Here is a 16,543-nt window from a genome sequence, read left to right on the forward strand (position 1 = left end):
CCTCCGTTTCAAAGAGTAGGGAACTCTTTGTGACAGAGGATTTTTTCTATAGGGCTTTAGCAGCTGCAATTGCGGCTTCGAAGTTTGGCTCAGAATTGATATTGTCCACGTATTCAACGTAGCGAATCGTATTGTCAGTATCGAGGACAAAGACTGCGCGTGCTAATAGGTGCCACTCATTGATTAAGAGGGCATAATCACGTCCAAAAGAATGGTCAAAGTAGTCTGAGAGCATGATGGCATTTTCAATGCCTTCAGCACCGCACCAACGTTTTTGGGCAAAAGGCAGGTCCATTGAAACAGTCAATACGACCGTGTTGTCCAGTCCAGCCAATTCTTCATTAAAACGACGCGTTTGAGTTGAGCAGATGCCTGTATCGATAGAAGGCACGACACTCAAGACTTTTTTCTTGCCATCAAAATCAGCCAGAGATTTTTTAGAAAGGTCTGTTGTAGTGAGAGAAAAATCAAGCGCCTTGTCGCCGACTTGTAGTTGTTTACCTGTAAAGCTCACAGGATTTCCGAGAAAAGTTACCATAAGATACTCCAATCTTTTTTCTTCCATTTTAGCTGAAACGGTCGAAATTTTCCAATGATTTGACCTAAAATGTGTGCATAGAAAAAACGCCAGCTCACATGTGAGAATGACGTTTTTCAGAGGCTTATTTTGCCAATCCTTCAGCAATCTTGTCAAGGTTGTATTTCATCATGCTGTAGTAACTGTCGCCTTCTTTACCTTGTTCTGCGATAGAGTCAGTAAAGATTTGTGCGTAGATTGGGATGTTTGTGTCTTGAGAAACAGTCTTCATTGGACGGTCATCCACACTAGATTCTACAAAGAGTGAAGGAACTTTTGTTTGGCGAAGTTTTTCAACCAAGGTCTTGATTTGTTCAGGTGTTCCTTCTTCTTCAGTATTGATTTCCCAGATGTAAGCACTTGGGACACCATAGGCTTTAGAGAAGTATTTGAATGCTCCTTCGCTGGTTACAATGAGTTTCTTTTCAGCAGGGATGTTATTAAATTTATCCTTACTTTCTTTATCAAGTTTGTCTAACTTATCAGTATATTCTTTGAGATTTTTTTCATAGAATTCCTTGTTGTTAGGATCTTTAGCACTCAATTGTTTGGCGATATTTTTAGCAAAGATAATTCCATTCTCAAGGTTAAGCCAAGCGTGTGGGTCTTCTTTACCTTTTTCATTTTTTCCTTCAAGGTAGATAACATCAACACCTTCACTGACTGCAAAGTAGTCTTTGTTTTCAGTTTTCTTGGCATTTTCTACCAATTTTGTAAACCAGGCATTGCCACCTGTTTCAAGGTTGATACCGTTATAGAAAATGAGGTCTGCCTCAGAAGTTTTCTTAACATCTTCAGGAAGTGGTTCGTATTCGTGTGGGTCTTGCCCAATCGGAACGATACTATGAAGATCAATCTTGTCACCAGCAATATTTTTAGTAATATCAGCGATGATTGAGTTTGTAGCCACAACTTTTAGTTTATGACCAGAAGCTGCATCTTTTTTCCGCTAGCACATGCTACAAGAGCAATGACGGAAAGAAAGAGAACGAGTAATGTACCTAATTTTTTCATTAGATCCTCCAATTTATTGGGGCTTTGCCCCTTATTTTAACAAATGTTTATTTTTTAGTTTCAAATATCGTTGTTTTGGAGCGATAAAGAAGCTAATGAGAAAGAAACTAGCGGCTGTAAGCACGATACTAGAACCTGCCGCAACGTTAAAGCTATAGCCGATAAAGAGTCCCAAAACTGAAGCAGTAGCTCCAAAGGTTGAGGAAAGGAAAATCATGCTTTTCAGGCTATTAGCATACAGATAAGCAGTTGCAGCTGGGGTAATCAGCATGGCTACAATCAGGATAGTTCCGACACTTTGCATGGCTGTCACAGACACGAGAGTCAAGAGTACCATGAGAAGGTAGTGATAGAAATTGACAGGCATTCCCATGGCTTTAGCCAAGAGTTCATCAAAGGAAGTTATCAAGAGTTGCTTGAAGAAAATCCAGATTAACAAGAGAATGACTGCTCCCACACCCATAGTAATAAACATATCCGTATCTTGGACGGCCAGGATATTACCAAAAAGGATATGGAAAAGGTCAGTTGAACTTTTAGCGACACCAATCAAGATGATACCGAGGGCTAAGAAAGAAGAAAAGGTAATGCCGATGGCGGTATCGCTTTTGATAATCGAGTTTCCCTTGATGTAGGTAATGATGATGGCAGCTAGCAGTCCAAAGACAATGGCTCCGATAAAGAAGTCAAGGCCCAAGATAAAGGAGAGGGCTACACCTGGTAAGACAGCATGTGAAATGGCATCTCCCATGAGTGACATCCCGCGTAGAATAATGAAACATCCCACAGCTCCAGCTACAATCCCGACGACAATAGCTGTTATCAAGGCATTTTGTAGGAAATGGAATTTTTGCAATCCATCGATAAATTCTGCAATCATAGGTCACCTCCATTTAAAAAGAGTTGATTACCGTAAGCTTCTTTTAGATTGGTTTCGGTAAAAGTTTCTTTTGTTGGACCAAAGGCAATCACTTCTCGATTGACAAGTAAGACTTGATCGAAGTAGTGGGGAATCTTGCTGAGGTCGTGGTGAACGATGAGAACCGTCTTCCCAGCTTTTTTCAAATCTCTCAGCGTATTCATGATGATTTCCTCACTGACAGAGTCAATCCCAGCAAAGGGTTCATCCAAGAGGATATAGTCGGCTTCCTGCACCAAACATCTGGCAATCAAGACCCGCTGGAATTGACCTCCAGACAGTTGACTAATTTGACGTTCAGCGTAGTCAGCTAGGCCGACGATTTCAAGGGCCTCTTGCACTTTCTTCCAATGTTTAGCCTTTAAACTTCGAAAGAGAGGAATAGAGGGAAATAGTCCTAACGAGACGCATTCCTTGACCTTGATGGGAAAGTTGTAGTCGATATTGATTTTTTGTTCGACATAGGCAATTCGGTGTAAGGATTTTTTAACTTCCTTGTCATCGAGAAATGCCTGACCTTGATGTGGGATAATTCCCAGCATCCCTTTTAATAGTGTTGATTTCCCAGCGCCGTTTGGACCAATGATGCTTAATTGTTGGTCCATGGAGCACTAGTGAAATATCCTTAAGTGCCAACGTTTCTTTGTAGGAGACACTGAGGTTTTCGATACGTATCATAAACTTATATTCCTCCTGTCTCTTAATATACATTAAAAAAAAATTAAGTCAAGTTAATTTTTGAAAAAATTAAAATAAGTCATTAAAAAATCTTTACACATCACACAAGGGAATCAATATATAGTGGATTGAATTTGGAATAGTCCACCGAGTTTTTTAAAACATTGTTAGAAATTCAAAGTAAATTATAAAAATGCCTTAGAAGCAGCATTGTACTACTCCAGCTCCAACTAACTCTATTTTGCTATATATTTAGTAGGAGGTCTAATAAAACGCATAATCTCAAGGTTTATACACCTGATATTATGCGTTTTTATGATTTTAAAGATTCTTTAATTAGATTTACTATCTGTACTTCAAAAAGTGTTTTAATCTATCCATGGATAACCCCTTAGTTTACCCTTTGATTTTTGTTGAGTATGAGCGATTCTTTGATGAATTATTTTGAATAAGTATATCACACTTTAAACATCAATAGTTTTTACTTTTGGTTAATGGACTAAAGTAACTAAATCCCCCTGCAAGAAATCTTATAGTACCTGCTAATATTAGAATACTTATGATAGTTAAGTTATGTGAAACAAGTATCCCTCCAAGGTATGCTCCTAAGGGGATAGAAGCAAATGAGATCATTCTAGTAATGCTAACAACACGTCCCAACATTTCTTTTTTGACAACTTTTTGTCGTAACGTAAAATATGTAATGGCATTGATATTGCCAAACATATTACTCAAACCTAAAAATACTCCCATATATATATAGTTTGTGTTAATTGATAGCAACATAGTAGATAGACCAGCTAGCATTGTACTGATGGAGAGGATTTTTCCATATCTAAACTTTTTAATTAATTCAGGGGCAAGAATAGCACCTAATATAGCTCCTACACCAGCTATTGAGAGTATTAATCCATAGTGAAAGGAGGTATAGCCTAGAACATCTGTAATATAGTAAACTAAGTTGGCCTGAAATATATGAATGCCAAAGTTTGTTCCAAAAAAAAGAATAGCTCCACTTAGGATGATTTTATCATTTTTTACATAGTGCAAACCAATAGATATTGTTTTAGAAAGACTCTCTTTTTTAGAGATATTTACTAGTGTATTTTCTGGAGTTTTTATGCAGAGAATTAATAGGCTGGCAATTAAAAAGGTAAGAGCATTGACCCATAAAACTTTAGCTGGATTAATAAGTAATAGAACAGAACCACTAATCATAGGAGCAATAAGATTTAATGTATTGTCAATAAGTTGGATTCCTGAATTGGCTTTTGATAGCTGATTGTCTGTTACAATCTGTGGTAACAAGCTTTGAAATGCTGGGTGGACTAATGGCTCTGTAGAGGAGAGCAGGAAGGTTAAAATATAAATTAAGAGTAAGAGTATATTATCATTTTTAAAAGATATTATTAGCAAACTTAGAATGACTAATGAGATTAAATGACATATTGAAATGATATATACTTTTTTGAATTTATCTGCTAATATACCTCCTACTAGAGAAAATAAAATCCATGGTAAAAATGAAATACCGTATAGAGTAGCCATATGAAATGGAGATCCTGTTTTCTCAAATACTAGCAAAGGTAGAGCTAATTTTCTTAGCCAATCACCAAAGTTGGATACAAGAAATGTTAGCCACAATATTTTGTAATTTCTATTCAATAATATTACCTCCACGACAGGTTATACAATTGGGATCTATATGCCAATGCTCGGCTATTTTTGTAGTCATTGTATTCATATCTATAGATTTTAATTGGCCTACAGTAGTTAATTCACCGATACCAGTGATATATTTTGTAACTTCTGAACAAATGATACCAGTTGCTACAGATACTAGAGGAGCTATGGCAGTATTGTCACCAACTAAATTTAAACGAGTTCTTTCTTCAAGGATTAGGTGAGAAATAGGGTGTTCTTTTTGGATAGTATTTCTCCAACAATCTATGCATCCAGATATTTTGGGGATAATAGTATATTGCAGGGCTCGTTGCGCTTCTAAACCTGCACAAAATAAAGGAATATTCAGCTTTACTATAGCTTCATTTACCCATCTTGCTAGTTTGATTTTAGGTCTATCCGCAACTAGTATTAAGCAGTCGAATCCTCGGAATGATTCAACAACATCTTCAGATGAATTGATTTTCTTTTCATCAACAGTAAATTTTATTTGAGGATTAAATTCATAGATGCGTTGTTTTGCTATACTTGCTTTACTCTTTCCTATATCATCAAAGTTATATAAAATTTGTCTATTTAAATTAGATATATCAACGACATCAAATTCAACAGCTTTTATTTCTCCTATACCTAAGCCAGCTAAGTCATATATAATGTGAGATCCTAATCCGCCTAATCCAATAATTCCAATTTTTGAATCAATTAATTTTTTTGAAATATATTTATTTTCACTTAAAGTTGCGTAAGATGAAAAAAGTTGATGTTTCTGTGATAACGTTCTAATTCATACTTGAATAATATTTTAGAACCAGTAAGATTTAAATCCTCGATAAATCGTTCTTTACTGATTTCATCAATAGCTTCCATTACATCAGATGGTGATAGTTCACTGTAGGTTTCTGAAACTTCTCTTATGATTTTTTCGACAGTATTAATTCCATCCATTTTTTTGAGCATGTATTCAATAGCTCCGCTAGGGTCTTCATGTTCTGTAATTTCTCCAAACCCACCTATATAGACCGATCCGTCTTTATATACTACTGGGTAAGCCTTTTTTAGTTTTGGACGAGCTTTTAGTAGATCCATTATATCTCCTTATATCAATTAAAAGAAAAGGTAACTAGAGAAAGTTTAGTTACCAGCCTCGGTGAAGAAAGTATTACTATCCTTTACTGCACTGCGATTCCTGCAATACTTACAGAATGAACACGTTTTTGCTTAAGCATAAAATCTACCTCCTAATATTTAAATTTCAAGTAGCAAAGCTATGAGATAGATAGAATTTTATCATTTTATATATTTTTTGTCAATTCATTTTTCAGACAATTAATTTTTTTGTGAATTTTTAAAAAATTTTTAAAAAATTGAAATACTAACTGAAAAATGATAGAAAAGGAAAGTTCATTTTTAATTGCATTCCCTAGTGATTTTTGTTAAGATAAAGACAAATACAAATGAAAGCGAGAACAAGATGACACGTTATCAAGATGATTTTTATGATGCTATCAATGGAGAATGGCAACAGACAGCTGAAATCCCAGCAGATAAGTCTCAAACAGGAGGTTTTGTTGATTTAGATCAGGAAATTGAAGACTTGATGCTGGCGACAACAGACAAGTGGTTAGCAGGTGAAGAGGTGCCTGAGGATGCTATCTTGGCAAACTTTGTCAAATACCACCGCCTAGTTCGTGATTTTGACAAGAGAGAAGCTGACGGTATCACACCTGTCTTACCACTCCTTAAAGAATTCAAGAGTTGGAGACTTTTGCGGATTTTACAGCTAAACTAGCAGAGTTTGAGCTTGCAGGAAAACCGAACTTCCTTCCTTTTGGTGTATCGCCAGACTTTATGGATGCCAGAATCAATGTTTTATGGGCTAGCGCTCCAAGCACGATTCTGCCAGATACGACCTACTATGCAGAAGACCATCCTCAGCGAGAAGAGCTCTTGACTCTTTGGAAAGAAACCAGCGCAAATCTTCTTAAGGCTTATGATTTCTCTGATGAAGAAATTGAAGACTTATTAGAGAAGAGATTAGAACTAGACCGCCGAGTTGCGGCAGTGGTGCTTTCTAATGAAGAAAGTTCAGAATATGCTAAACTCTACCATCCATATTCTTACGAAGATTTCAAGAAATTCGCGCCTGCCCTACCTTTGGATGACTTCTTCCAAGCTGTTCTTGGACAAGTACCAGACAAGGTTATCGTAGACGAGGAACGTTTCTGGCAAGCAGCAGATCAATTCTATAGTGAAGAGGCTTGGCCTCTTCTCAAAGCAAACTTAATTTTAAGTGTAGTCAATCTTTCAACCAGCTATTTAACAGAAGAAATCCGTGTCTTGTCAGGTGCCTACAGCCGTGCCCTTTCTGGAGTTCCAGAGGCAAAAGATAAGGTCAAAGCAGCTTATCATCTAGCACAGGAACCTTTCAAGCAAGCCCTGGGTCTTTGGTACGCCCGTGAGAAGTTCTCTCCAGAAGCCAAGGCGGATGTGGAGAAAAAGTAGCAACTATGATTGATGTCTATAAGGAACGCTTGGCTAAAAATGACTGGCTGACTCCTGAAACTCGTGACAAGGCCATCGTCAAACTCAATGTCATCAAGCCTTATATCGGTTACCCAGAAGAATTACCAGAACGCTATAAGGACAAGGTAGTGGATGAGACTGCTAGTCTTTTTGACAATGCTCTAGCCTTTGCGCGTGTGGAAATCAAGCACAGTTGGAGCAAGTGGAACCAACCTGTAGACTACAAAGAATGGGGCATGCCTGCTCATATGGTCAATGCCTACTACAATCCACAGAAGAACCTGATTGTCTTTCCTGCGGCTATTTTACAAGCACCTTTCTATGACTTGCATCAGTCATCTTCTGCTAACTACGGTGGTATTGGGGCAGTTATTGCCCATGAAATTTCTCACGCCTTTGATACCAATGGAGCTTCCTTTGATGAAAATGGTAGCCTCAAGGATTGGTGGACAGAGAGCGACTATGCTGCCTTCAAGGAGAAAACACAAAAAGTCATTGACCAGTTTGATGGACAGGATTCTTATGGAGCAACCATTAACGGTAAATTGACTGTATCAGAAAACGTGGCTGACTTGGGAGGAATCGCAGCAGCGCTTGAAGCAGCTAAGAGAGAAGCAGACTTCTCAGCAGAAGAGTTCTTCTACAACTTCGGTCGCATCTGGCGCATGAAAGGTCGTCCAGAATTTATGAAACTTTTGGCTAGTGTCGATGTGCACGCGCCAGCCAAACTTCGTGTCAATGTACAAGTGCCAAACTTCGATGATTTCTTTACAACCTATGATGTCAAAGAAGGTGACAGAATGTGGCGTTCACCAGAAGAGCGCGTGATTATTTGGTAATACAAAGAGACAAGTAAAACTCCTATAATTACACCTTCCCTATCTATGTACACCCTAAAAAGTTAGATAGAATAATCTAGCTTTTGGGGTGTAGTTCATAGGGATTATGAAATTGAAGTCTTTTCTTATTTTAAAATTCATAGTAAAATCCCTCCGTATCAAGATAACAGGAGGATTTTTATGTCTCAAAAGACTATCAACATAGGCTACGCCCGTGTATCTACTCATAAGCAAGACCTAGGATTGAAAGTGCAAATCGAAGCTCTCAAACATTGCGATAAACTTTTTATAGAAAAGGAATCTGGTGCAAATAACACTCGTCCTGAACTTACAAAAGCCTTAAAACTGGCCTCTGACTTTTCGAAAGATGGCAAGCAGGTTACTTTCACTATCTATAAGTTAGATAGACTGACTCGATCTATGTTTAAGCTACTAGAACTTATTGAACAATTTAATGAATATCATATTCAGCTAGTCAGTTTGCATGAAAAACTAGAAACAGACTCTCTTATTGGCAGGTTACTTTGCGTCATTTTAGGCTTTGTGGCAGAAAATGAGCTGGAAAATCTGAGGTTTCGCACAAAAGAAGGACTTCGAAAAGCTAAGGAAAATGGTGTTAGATTAGGAGCAAAACGGATTTCAAAAGAAAAGGAGGAGCGGATACTTAACAAATATCTACATTCAAATATAAGCATACGTAATATTGCAAAAGCTGAACAAATTTCTACATCAACCCTATATAAAGTGTTAGAACGCAATAAAGTGGCGAACAATCGTCAAAAAAAACGGAAAATCATTGCTAAAAATAGGGAAAAATGGTAGAATGAAGCTGTAAATTTGTTTCGATTAACGACCGTTTGATGAAACAGTCAAAACAACAATATGAATATTTAAAAAATACGAGTTTAACAGTGTTTTTAACCTGTATTAGACTGGTATTTTTTGTGTATCGTTTAACGGTCGTTACGCGATACACTTAGTTCCCTATCTCTAAAGTAGTTAGCGAGCTTATGGTAACAAAAAATTGAAAAATTATTAAGATATGTAATAGTGTAATAGCTGTATTGTTCAGTTAATGGATAAAGGTTCATTTAAGGCTTCTATCAAGAACATTAAATGTTTAGAGAATGAGTTGGCTCAAAATTTTGCTTTTGTGGTCTTGAAAGGAAGTTGATTTTGTTATTTTATAAGCCTAAAAAGGCAATTTTACATTCCCAAGGAGGAAAAATTATGAATAAACTAACTAAATTAGGTATTGTCACTTTCTCTGCTGTAACTCTTAGTGCTGCCGTGCCAACTTTGGTGCGTGCCGAGGAAAACGTTGCTCCGCAGCCAAATGTTGCTGCTAAACCTAATGTTGCTCAACCAACACCTGCACCAAAACCTAATGGTAGCTGGGTTGATTTCAGTATGCTCGACCCAATCGCTAAGCCAAAGCCAGGCAAAGAAGTTTCGAAACCTGCCGAAAAGCTTGAGAAGAGCCCGCGCCTGTCGAAAAACCTTCGACCGAGGGCAACATTCTTGCAAACGGAACAGATGAGGCTATCGCAGAGGACAAGAAAAATGCTAAGATCGAGAAAAAATACAACGTCGATCCAACCAATCAGCTACCTGAGCCAGGTCTACCAATCATAACGCCTGAACCAGAACAACCTATAACAGATTCTAAAGAGATGAAGAAGATGGTAGCAGAGGATTTAGCCTATAAGAAAGGAGCAGCTAAGACTCAAGAAGAGTACAATAAACTGATAGCTGAGGCTAATGAGAAGCTTTGGGCTGCTGACGGAGTTGATATGGATGAACTGATCCATAGACTAATCCCAGAAAAACCTGGAGCCGTGCCAGCATTCTCAGATATAAGCGTTCGAAAATATGAAATCCAAGCAGATTTCTTAGATGCTGATCTTGTCCAAAAACATGGATACACTACTGAATCAAGAATTGATAGTCCAAAACAAGCAGAAGTTAGCTCTACATGGAACGTACATGACAAAGATAGCGCAGATGGAATACTAACAGAAAAAAATTCTCCGACTACACTTTTAGCCACGTTGTAAAAGCCGCTGCAGATCATCCAGATATTGATCCAGATCCAAAGGTTGTCAGAGTTAGTTATGATGCAGCCTATGCTTTGCGTGGTTCTGGTTACAAAAATAAAGGAGATAATCTTTTCCGCTACTATTTTATTTACACTAAAAATAAACCAGTAGAAGAAAAACCAACTCCTAAAGATCCGCAACCAGTGGAAACGGAAAAACCTGCTGTAACTCCGAAACCAGCGGAAACAGTTAAGCCAACTGAGCAACCGAAACCAGTTGAGAACAAGCTTATTGAAAATAAACCTGCTGAAACACCCGTTCCACTACAAAACCAGCAGAAACCCCTCAACCAGAGGTTAAACCTGCAGAACAACCACAACCTGCTAAACCAGTGGAACCAGCCGAAAATACTGGATTGCCAAAGATTCCTTATCGTAACGACCAGCCAAAACGTTGGTTTAATAATGGAACAGGTCGTCCTACTCTAACAACAAACGACCTTGCTGCTCCCCTTCCTACTGAAAATGTAGAAAAAACATCTTACGGTTGGTGGACAGCTGAACCAGACCTGCTTCATGCAGGCTCTCATATAAAAGTAAATACTTTTAATTCGAATTTCAATAATCCGATGTTCGAAAACGGTAAAGAGATAAAATTTAAAGGTAGCGGATTTGGAGATCTGGACAGTAGGTTTAAACCTGCTCTTGTTCGAGTAAAAGTTCCAGAGTTGGAAGGAATGAACTACGAAGCTTATACAATCTTCTATGAAGTTCCTAATAAAAATGGAAATCCAACTTACGGAACAAATCGAACTCTCCAAGGTGGTGGCATCTCTTTAACTATCAAATCAAAAGAGAAGAAAGAAGATATTCAGGTTTATACATTAACTAAGGATAGAAAACTGGAAGAACTCTATTATCCAGGATTCCCAAGTGAAGAAACAAATCGCTATGATGAGAAAACTAAAACTCATTCATACAATCTATTTGGTGAGACCTACGATACTTACGTTTTCTTGTTTAAGAACCCTGCTGAAAAACCAGCTGAGCAAGTAAAACCTGAAGTTAAGCCAAGTGAACAACCTAAGCCAGACAAGCAGCCAAGTGTTCCTACTGTTCCAGCTGATCAACCACAACCTGCTAAGCCAGAGAAACCAGCAGAAAAGCCAATCGAGAAACCTGTAGTTCCTGACACACCAAAACCAGTTGCACCAGCTGTTCCAGATCAACCACAACCTGCTAAGCCAGAGAAACCAACTGAACAACCTGTGAATCCAGTTGCTCCAGTAACACCGACAACTCCTGTAACGCCTACACTTAACCCAGCCATCCCAAACAATACTCGTGTTCTTTCGAACAAAGCTGGAAGCGTTCAAGTGCATGGTTCAGAAGCAACACTCAAAAATGTCAGCTATATCAAGGTAGAAGAAACCAAGCCGACTTCACTTGAATCAAAAGACTACAAGGCATTTGACATTCATCTATATGACGCGAATGGTAAAGCTATCCAGCCAAATGGCATGGTTCTAGTAAGTCTTTCTGCTGATAAGCCAGTTGAAAATGTTTACTATGTTGCTCCAGATGGTACTTTACAGGCATTGAAGTTCAAACAAGATACAGATAAGGTTACTTTTGAAACCAATCACTTCAGTATCTATGCTATGACCTTCAAAGTTGCCGCAAGCCGTGATAACGGAGGTAGTACAACTCCTGTTCCAGTTGTAAATAGTAGTAATACTGAACAAAAAGGAAATGACGCAAGTAGTACAAAAACTCAAGCTGAGTCGTTAGCAACTAAGACTGAAACTATTTCGAAACAAGTAGCTAAGACTTTGCCAAATACTGGAGAAAATCACTCAATTCTCGCCACCCTATTTGGAATGTTAACTCTAACTGCTGGATTATTTAGCTTTCGTAAGGAGTCAGAATAACTCCAATTCATAGTTTATCTATCAAATATTTTAGACTGTGAAAAAATCAATTTGAGGAGATGATTTAGAAAATCTTTTCATGATAAAACGCATAGTATCAAACTTTTCTACATCTGATATTATGCGTTTTTTATAATTCTAATACTCTTCGAAAATCTCTTCAAACCACGTCAGCTTCGCCTTGCCGTAGATATATGTTACTGACTTCGTCAGTTCTATCTGCAACCTCAAAACGGTGTTTTGAGCTGACTTCGTCAGTTCTATCGACAACCTCAAAACGGTGTTTTGAGCTGACTTCGTCAGTTCTATCCACAACCTCAAAACAGTGTTTTGAGCTGACTTCGTCAGTTCTATCCACAACCTCAAAACAGTGTTTTGAGCTGACTTCGTCAGTTTTATCTGCAACCTCAAAGCTGTGCTTTGAGCAACCTGCGGCTAGTTTCCTAGTTTGCTCTTTGATTTTCATTGAGTATTAAATTGTGCTATCGATTGTCATCATCTTGCTAGAAAAAGGGATTGAAGGCCTTTTCGTGAGCGATAGTAGTAGCTGGACCATGTCCTGGATAGACATCGTAGTTTGGTAGGGTGAAGAGTTGGGTCTGGATACTATGAAGGAGTTGCTCTGTACTACCAGTCGGAAGATCCGTCCGTCCAATTGTTTCGCGGAACAGAGCATCTCCCGTCAAGACTAGGTGAGCATCAGGAAAGACTAGGGAAACACCACCGATAGAGTGCCCTGGGGTCGGTAGAACCTTGAAACGAAATTCCTCTAGTTGGTATTCTTCGTGAAAGACAAAGGTGTGTTCTGCAGGTTTTGTGACCACATCTGCCATATCATCGTGGCGAGGGAGACCGGAGAGATTATCGACAGGAGTGTAGAGCCAGCTGGCTTCGCTCTCTGCGATATAGACAGGAGGATTGCCAAAGGTCTCGCGCACCAAGTCCAGACTCATGATATGGTCATAATGAGCGTGGGTCAGGAGAATAGCGCAGATCGGTTTGTTGAGGTTCTCGATTGTCTGACGAATGGCTTCCCAATGACTACCAGGATCTACTACGATAAGGTGCTTTTCGCCTTCTAGGTAATAGGTGTTTTCATAGGCAACAGGATTCACAGTTTTATGAATTTTCATATTAGCTCCAATCTCAAAGAATGTACTAAATTAAGTATAGCATAGTTGGGGGAAATAGGTAAGGATTTAGAATGAACTTAAAAACCAGCATGACTAGATGAAGACAGGCTCGTTCTCAATTTATCAATATTGGAGAGGTGTCAATTGCCCTTCATAGGTTGCATAAACTCCGTCATTAGCTTGTTTGATAGATGTGATGTTTAGAGTGCCACCGTAGTTGGCTTCTCGTTTGTCGCTATATTCACTATAAGTTATCCTATTGGGCAGGTTCTGATCCTTAGCATAGTATTGAACGACTGTTTTTTTATAGCTTTGCTGGCTGAATAGGAACAGGCAACTAGCTCCTAATACTAGGAGAGCAAAGATAGAAATAGCAGTTTTTTTCATAGGTGTTCTCCTTATAAACTAACGGATAAAAGAAAGTATCTTGAGGATTTTTATACTCTTCGAAAATCTCTTCAAACCGCGTCAACGTCGCCTTGCCGTATATATGGTTACTGACTTCGTCAGTTCTATCTGCAACCTCAAAACGGTGTTTTGAGCTGACTTCGTCAGTTCTATCCACAACCTCAAAACAGTGTTTTGAGCTGACTTCGTCAGTTCTATTTACAACCTCAAAGCGGTGCTTTGAGCAACCTGCGGCTAGTTTCCTAGTTTGCTCTTTGATTTTCATTGAGTATTAATTCCAAAATCCAGTCAAGGTACCAGTGTATGTGATACGTTTATCTTTCGTATCTTCAGGGAAATTGGGGAAGTCAAAAAGTCTTTGGGTTACAATATGGTTTCCGTTCTTCTATCTCTCCTTCTATCACCTAAGTTTAAAATCTAACTTCGTAGTATATTATGGACCAATAATTCAGAATTATCAAGCAATTCTGAATTATTTTTTCTTATTCTGTTCCAATCTAGTTTTCATATTCTTAAAAAAGTGATAAAATGGTAGGAAGAATTGGAGAGTAGAGATGCCAAAAGAAGTGAATTTAACAGGCGAAGAAGTTGTCGCTTTAACCAAAAAATATTTAACGGAAGAGGATGTCCATTTTGTCCATAAGGCCTTGGTCTATGCGGTGGATTGTCATAGTGGTCAATACCGCAAATCAGGCGAGCTTATATCATTCACCCTATTCAAGTGGCAGGTATTCTAGCCAAACTCAAGCTGGATGCTGTAACGGTAGCTTGTGGTTTCTTGCATGATGTGGTGGAAGATACAGATGCGACCTTGGACGATTTGGAAAGAGAGTTTGGTCCCGATGTGCGCGTGATTGTTGACGGAGTCACCAAGCTTGGCAAGGTCGAGTACAAGTCTCACGAAGAGCAGTTGGCTGAAAATCATCGCAAGATGCTCATGGCCATGTCTGAGGACATCCGCGTTATCTTGGTCAAACTGTCTGACCGCTTGCACAATATGCGAACCCTGAAACATCTTCGAAAAGACAAGCAGGAGCGCATTTCCAAAGAAACTATGGAAATCTATGCCCCACTTGCTCACCGTTTGGGGATTTCCAGTGTCAAATGGGAATTGGAAGACCTGTCTTTCCGTTATCTCAACCCGACAGAGTTTTACAAGATTACCAATATGATGAAGGAAAAGCGCAGAGAGCGTGAAGCCTTGGTGGATGAGGTAGTCACAAAATTAGAGGAGTATACGATAGATCGTCACTTGAAAGGGAAGATTTATGGTCGTCCCAAGCATATTTACTCAATTTTCCGCAAAATGCAGGACAAGAGAAAACGGTTTGAGGAAATCTATGACCTGATTGCCATTCGTTGTATTTTGGATACCCAAAGTGATGTTTATGCCATGCTTGGTTATGTGCATGAACTTTGGAAACCCATGCCTGGTCGCTTTAAGGACTACATCGCTAACCGCAAGGCAAATGGTTACCAGTCTATCCATACGACTGTCTATGGGCCAAAAGGGCCGATTGAATTCCAAATTCGGACCAAGGCCATGCACGAGGTGGCTGAGTACGGGGTTGCGGCTCACTGGGCTTATAAGAAAGGCGTTAAGGGGCAGGTTAACAGCAAGGAGTCTGCTATTGGGATGAACTGGATCAAGGAGATGATGGAGCTTCAAGATCAGGCTGATGATGCCAAGGAATTTGTGGACTCTGTTAAGGAAAACTATCTGGCTGAGGAGATTTACGTCTTTACACCAGATGGAGCTGTCCGTTCTCTTCCAAAAGATTCAGGACCTATTGACTTTGCTTATGAAATCCATACTAAAGTCGGTGAAAAAGCGACTGGTGCTAAGGTCAACGGCCGTATGGTTCCACTGACAACCAAGCTCAAAACAGGGGATCAGGTTGAAATTGTCACCAACCCCAACTCCTTTGGACCTAGCCGCGACTGGCTCAATATGGTCAAGACCAGCAAGGCGCGCAACAAGATTCGTCAGTTTTTTAAAAACCAAGATAAGGAATTATCTGTTAATAAGGGTCGTGAAATGTTGATGACCCAGTTCCAAGAAAATGGTTATGTGGCCAATAAATTTATGGACAAGCGTCATATGGACCAAGTCCTGCAAAAGACCAGCTACAAGACAGAAGACTCCCTCTTTGCGGCCATTGGTTTTGGGGAAATCGGTGCTATTACTGTCTTTAATCGTCTGACTGAAAAGGAACGTCGTGAAGAAGAACGTGCCAAGGCCAAGGCTGAGGCAGAAGAACTTGTCAAAGGTGGCGAGGTCAAGGTTGAAAATAAAGAAACCCTCAAGGTCAAGCATGAAGGTGGTGTGGTCATTGAAGGTGCTTCTGGTCTCCTAGTGCGGATTGCCAAGTGTTGTAACCCCGTGCCTGGTGATGATATTGTCGGCTACATTACCAAGGGTCGTGGTGTGGCTATTCACCGTGTGGACTGTATGAACCTGCGCGCCCAAGAAAACTACGAGCAACGTCTCCTTGATGTGGAGTGGGAAGGTCAGTACTCTAGCTCAAATAAAGAGTATATGGCTCATATTGATATTTATGGCCTCAACCGTACAGGATTGTTGAACGATGTACTGCAAGTTCTCTCAAACACAACCAAGAATATTTCAACAGTCAATGCCCAACCAACCAAGGATATGAAATTTGCCAATATCCATGTGTCCTTTGGCATTACCAACCTCTCGACGCTGAACGGTTGTGGACAAGATTAAGAGTGTGCCAGAAGTTTACTCTGTCAAACGAACCAACGGTTAATTGTCTGAGTTCTTACTAGAAAGGCT

At 39.3% G+C, this 16,543-nt stretch carries 14 protein-coding genes and 4 pseudogenes; 7 read left to right on the plus strand and 11 right to left on the minus strand.

Going from position 1 to position 16,543, the window contains the following annotated elements:
* Positions 1–46: 46 nt before the first annotated feature.
* The 7 genes and pseudogenes from tpx to QMQ21_RS03860 all read right to left on the minus strand — a co-directional run bounded on the left by tpx (position 47) and on the right by QMQ21_RS03860 (position 5,957).
* Complete coding sequence (gene tpx, locus QMQ21_RS03830; protein ID WP_000256026.1) at positions 47–538, minus strand: thiol peroxidase; 492 nt, start codon at positions 536–538, stop codon at positions 47–49.
* Between the two features lie 124 nt (positions 539–662).
* Positions 663–1,591: pseudogene (gene psaA, locus QMQ21_RS03835) on the minus strand (metal ABC transporter substrate-binding lipoprotein/adhesin PsaA).
* Positions 1,592–1,622: 31 nt separating this feature from the next.
* Entirely contained in the window at positions 1,623–2,471 is an 849-nt protein-coding gene (locus QMQ21_RS03840) for a metal ABC transporter permease (RefSeq protein ID WP_023936007.1), read from the minus strand.
* Positions 2,468–3,188: pseudogene (locus QMQ21_RS03845) on the minus strand (metal ABC transporter ATP-binding protein). The gene QMQ21_RS03840 and the pseudogene QMQ21_RS03845 overlap by 4 nt, the downstream one beginning before the upstream one ends.
* 471 nt (positions 3,189–3,659) lie before the next feature.
* Positions 3,660–4,853, minus strand: coding sequence for an MFS transporter (locus tag QMQ21_RS03850; RefSeq protein WP_261813942.1), 1,194 nt, complete (start codon positions 4,851–4,853; stop codon positions 3,660–3,662).
* Entirely contained in the window at positions 4,846–5,655 is an 810-nt protein-coding gene (locus QMQ21_RS03855) for a HesA/MoeB/ThiF family protein (protein ID WP_345774400.1), read from the minus strand. The genes QMQ21_RS03850 and QMQ21_RS03855 overlap by 8 nt, the downstream gene beginning before the upstream one ends.
* A complete protein-coding gene (locus QMQ21_RS03860) occupies positions 5,604–5,957 on the minus strand; it encodes a hypothetical protein (RefSeq protein WP_023936003.1) in 354 nt (117 codons plus the stop codon). The genes QMQ21_RS03855 and QMQ21_RS03860 overlap by 52 nt, the downstream gene beginning before the upstream one ends.
* 385 nt (positions 5,958–6,342) lie before the next feature.
* Between QMQ21_RS03860 and pepO the strand changes: the two are divergent.
* From pepO to QMQ21_RS03890, 6 genes and pseudogenes are all read left to right on the plus strand, one after another.
* Positions 6,343–8,233, plus strand: a pseudogene (pepO, locus tag QMQ21_RS03865) (endopeptidase PepO).
* A 180-nt stretch (positions 8,234–8,413) separates the two neighbouring features.
* A complete protein-coding gene (locus QMQ21_RS03870) occupies positions 8,414–9,055 on the plus strand; it encodes a recombinase family protein (protein ID WP_023933213.1) in 642 nt (213 codons plus the stop codon).
* A gap of 408 nt (positions 9,056–9,463) precedes the next feature.
* Positions 9,464–9,868, plus strand: coding sequence for a hypothetical protein (locus QMQ21_RS03875; RefSeq protein ID WP_261813943.1), 405 nt, complete (start codon positions 9,464–9,466; stop codon positions 9,866–9,868).
* A gap of 47 nt (positions 9,869–9,915) precedes the next feature.
* Positions 9,916–10,290: a hypothetical protein gene (locus tag QMQ21_RS03880; RefSeq protein WP_261813944.1), complete on the plus strand. Its 375-nt coding sequence runs from the start codon at positions 9,916–9,918 to the stop codon at positions 10,288–10,290.
* Between the two features lie 74 nt (positions 10,291–10,364).
* Positions 10,365–10,760, plus strand: a complete 396-nt coding sequence (locus QMQ21_RS03885; RefSeq protein WP_261813945.1) for a hypothetical protein — start codon at positions 10,365–10,367, stop codon at positions 10,758–10,760.
* Positions 10,688–12,202 carry an LPXTG cell wall anchor domain-containing protein gene (locus QMQ21_RS03890; RefSeq protein WP_261813946.1) on the plus strand — a complete coding sequence of 505 codons (1,515 nt, stop codon included), beginning with the start codon at positions 10,688–10,690 and terminating at the stop codon, positions 12,200–12,202. Before QMQ21_RS03885 ends, QMQ21_RS03890 begins: the two co-directional genes overlap by 73 nt.
* A 160-nt stretch (positions 12,203–12,362) precedes the next feature.
* Here QMQ21_RS03890 and QMQ21_RS03895 read toward each other — a convergent pair whose 3' ends face one another.
* The 4 genes from QMQ21_RS03895 to QMQ21_RS03910 all read right to left on the minus strand — a co-directional run bounded on the left by QMQ21_RS03895 (position 12,363) and on the right by QMQ21_RS03910 (position 14,008).
* The gene (locus QMQ21_RS03895; RefSeq protein ID WP_023935997.1) at positions 12,363–12,668 is read right to left on the minus strand and encodes a hypothetical protein; all 306 of its coding nucleotides are present in this window, start codon (positions 12,666–12,668) and stop codon (positions 12,363–12,365) included.
* Positions 12,669–12,705: 37 nt separating this feature from the next.
* A complete protein-coding gene (locus tag QMQ21_RS03900; protein WP_000690861.1) occupies positions 12,706–13,335 on the minus strand; it encodes an MBL fold metallo-hydrolase in 630 nt (209 codons plus the stop codon).
* A 123-nt stretch (positions 13,336–13,458) separates the two neighbouring features.
* Positions 13,459–13,722, minus strand: coding sequence for a hypothetical protein (locus tag QMQ21_RS03905; RefSeq protein WP_023935995.1), 264 nt, complete (start codon positions 13,720–13,722; stop codon positions 13,459–13,461).
* Positions 13,673–14,008, minus strand: a complete 336-nt coding sequence (locus QMQ21_RS03910; RefSeq protein ID WP_014017315.1) for a hypothetical protein — start codon at positions 14,006–14,008, stop codon at positions 13,673–13,675. The genes QMQ21_RS03905 and QMQ21_RS03910 overlap by 50 nt, the downstream gene beginning before the upstream one ends.
* A gap of 289 nt (positions 14,009–14,297) precedes the next feature.
* Between QMQ21_RS03910 and QMQ21_RS03915 the strand changes: the two are divergent.
* Positions 14,298–16,517: pseudogene (locus QMQ21_RS03915) on the plus strand (RelA/SpoT family protein).
* Positions 16,518–16,543 lie beyond the last annotated feature (26 nt).

The organism is Streptococcus bouchesdurhonensis (assembly GCF_948472335.1).

What these genes read in the sequence shown, in the direction of transcription:
- QMQ21_RS03870 (WP_023933213.1), top strand. Translation starts at nt 8,414, where the DNA reads ATGTCTCAAAAGACTATCAACATAGGCTACGCCCGTGTATCTACTCAT.
- QMQ21_RS03900 (WP_000690861.1), bottom strand. Translation starts at nt 13,335, where the DNA reads ATGAAAATTCATAAAACTGTGAATCCTGTTGCCTATGAAAACACCTAT.
- tpx (WP_000256026.1), bottom strand. Translation starts at nt 538, where the DNA reads ATGGTAACTTTTCTCGGAAATCCTGTGAGCTTTACAGGTAAACAACTA.
- QMQ21_RS03910 (WP_014017315.1), bottom strand. Translation starts at nt 14,008, where the DNA reads ATGAAAATCAAAGAGCAAACTAGGAAACTAGCCGCAGGTTGCTCAAAG.
- QMQ21_RS03860 (WP_023936003.1), bottom strand. Translation starts at nt 5,957, where the DNA reads ATGGATCTACTAAAAGCTCGTCCAAAACTAAAAAAGGCTTACCCAGTA.
- QMQ21_RS03840 (WP_023936007.1), bottom strand. Translation starts at nt 2,471, where the DNA reads ATGATTGCAGAATTTATCGATGGATTGCAAAAATTCCATTTCCTACAA.
- QMQ21_RS03880 (WP_261813944.1), top strand. Translation starts at nt 9,916, where the DNA reads ATGGTAGCAGAGGATTTAGCCTATAAGAAAGGAGCAGCTAAGACTCAA.
- QMQ21_RS03905 (WP_023935995.1), bottom strand. Translation starts at nt 13,722, where the DNA reads ATGAAAAAAACTGCTATTTCTATCTTTGCTCTCCTAGTATTAGGAGCT.
- QMQ21_RS03875 (WP_261813943.1), top strand. Translation starts at nt 9,464, where the DNA reads ATGAATAAACTAACTAAATTAGGTATTGTCACTTTCTCTGCTGTAACT.
- QMQ21_RS03895 (WP_023935997.1), bottom strand. Translation starts at nt 12,668, where the DNA reads ATGAAAATCAAAGAGCAAACTAGGAAACTAGCCGCAGGTTGCTCAAAG.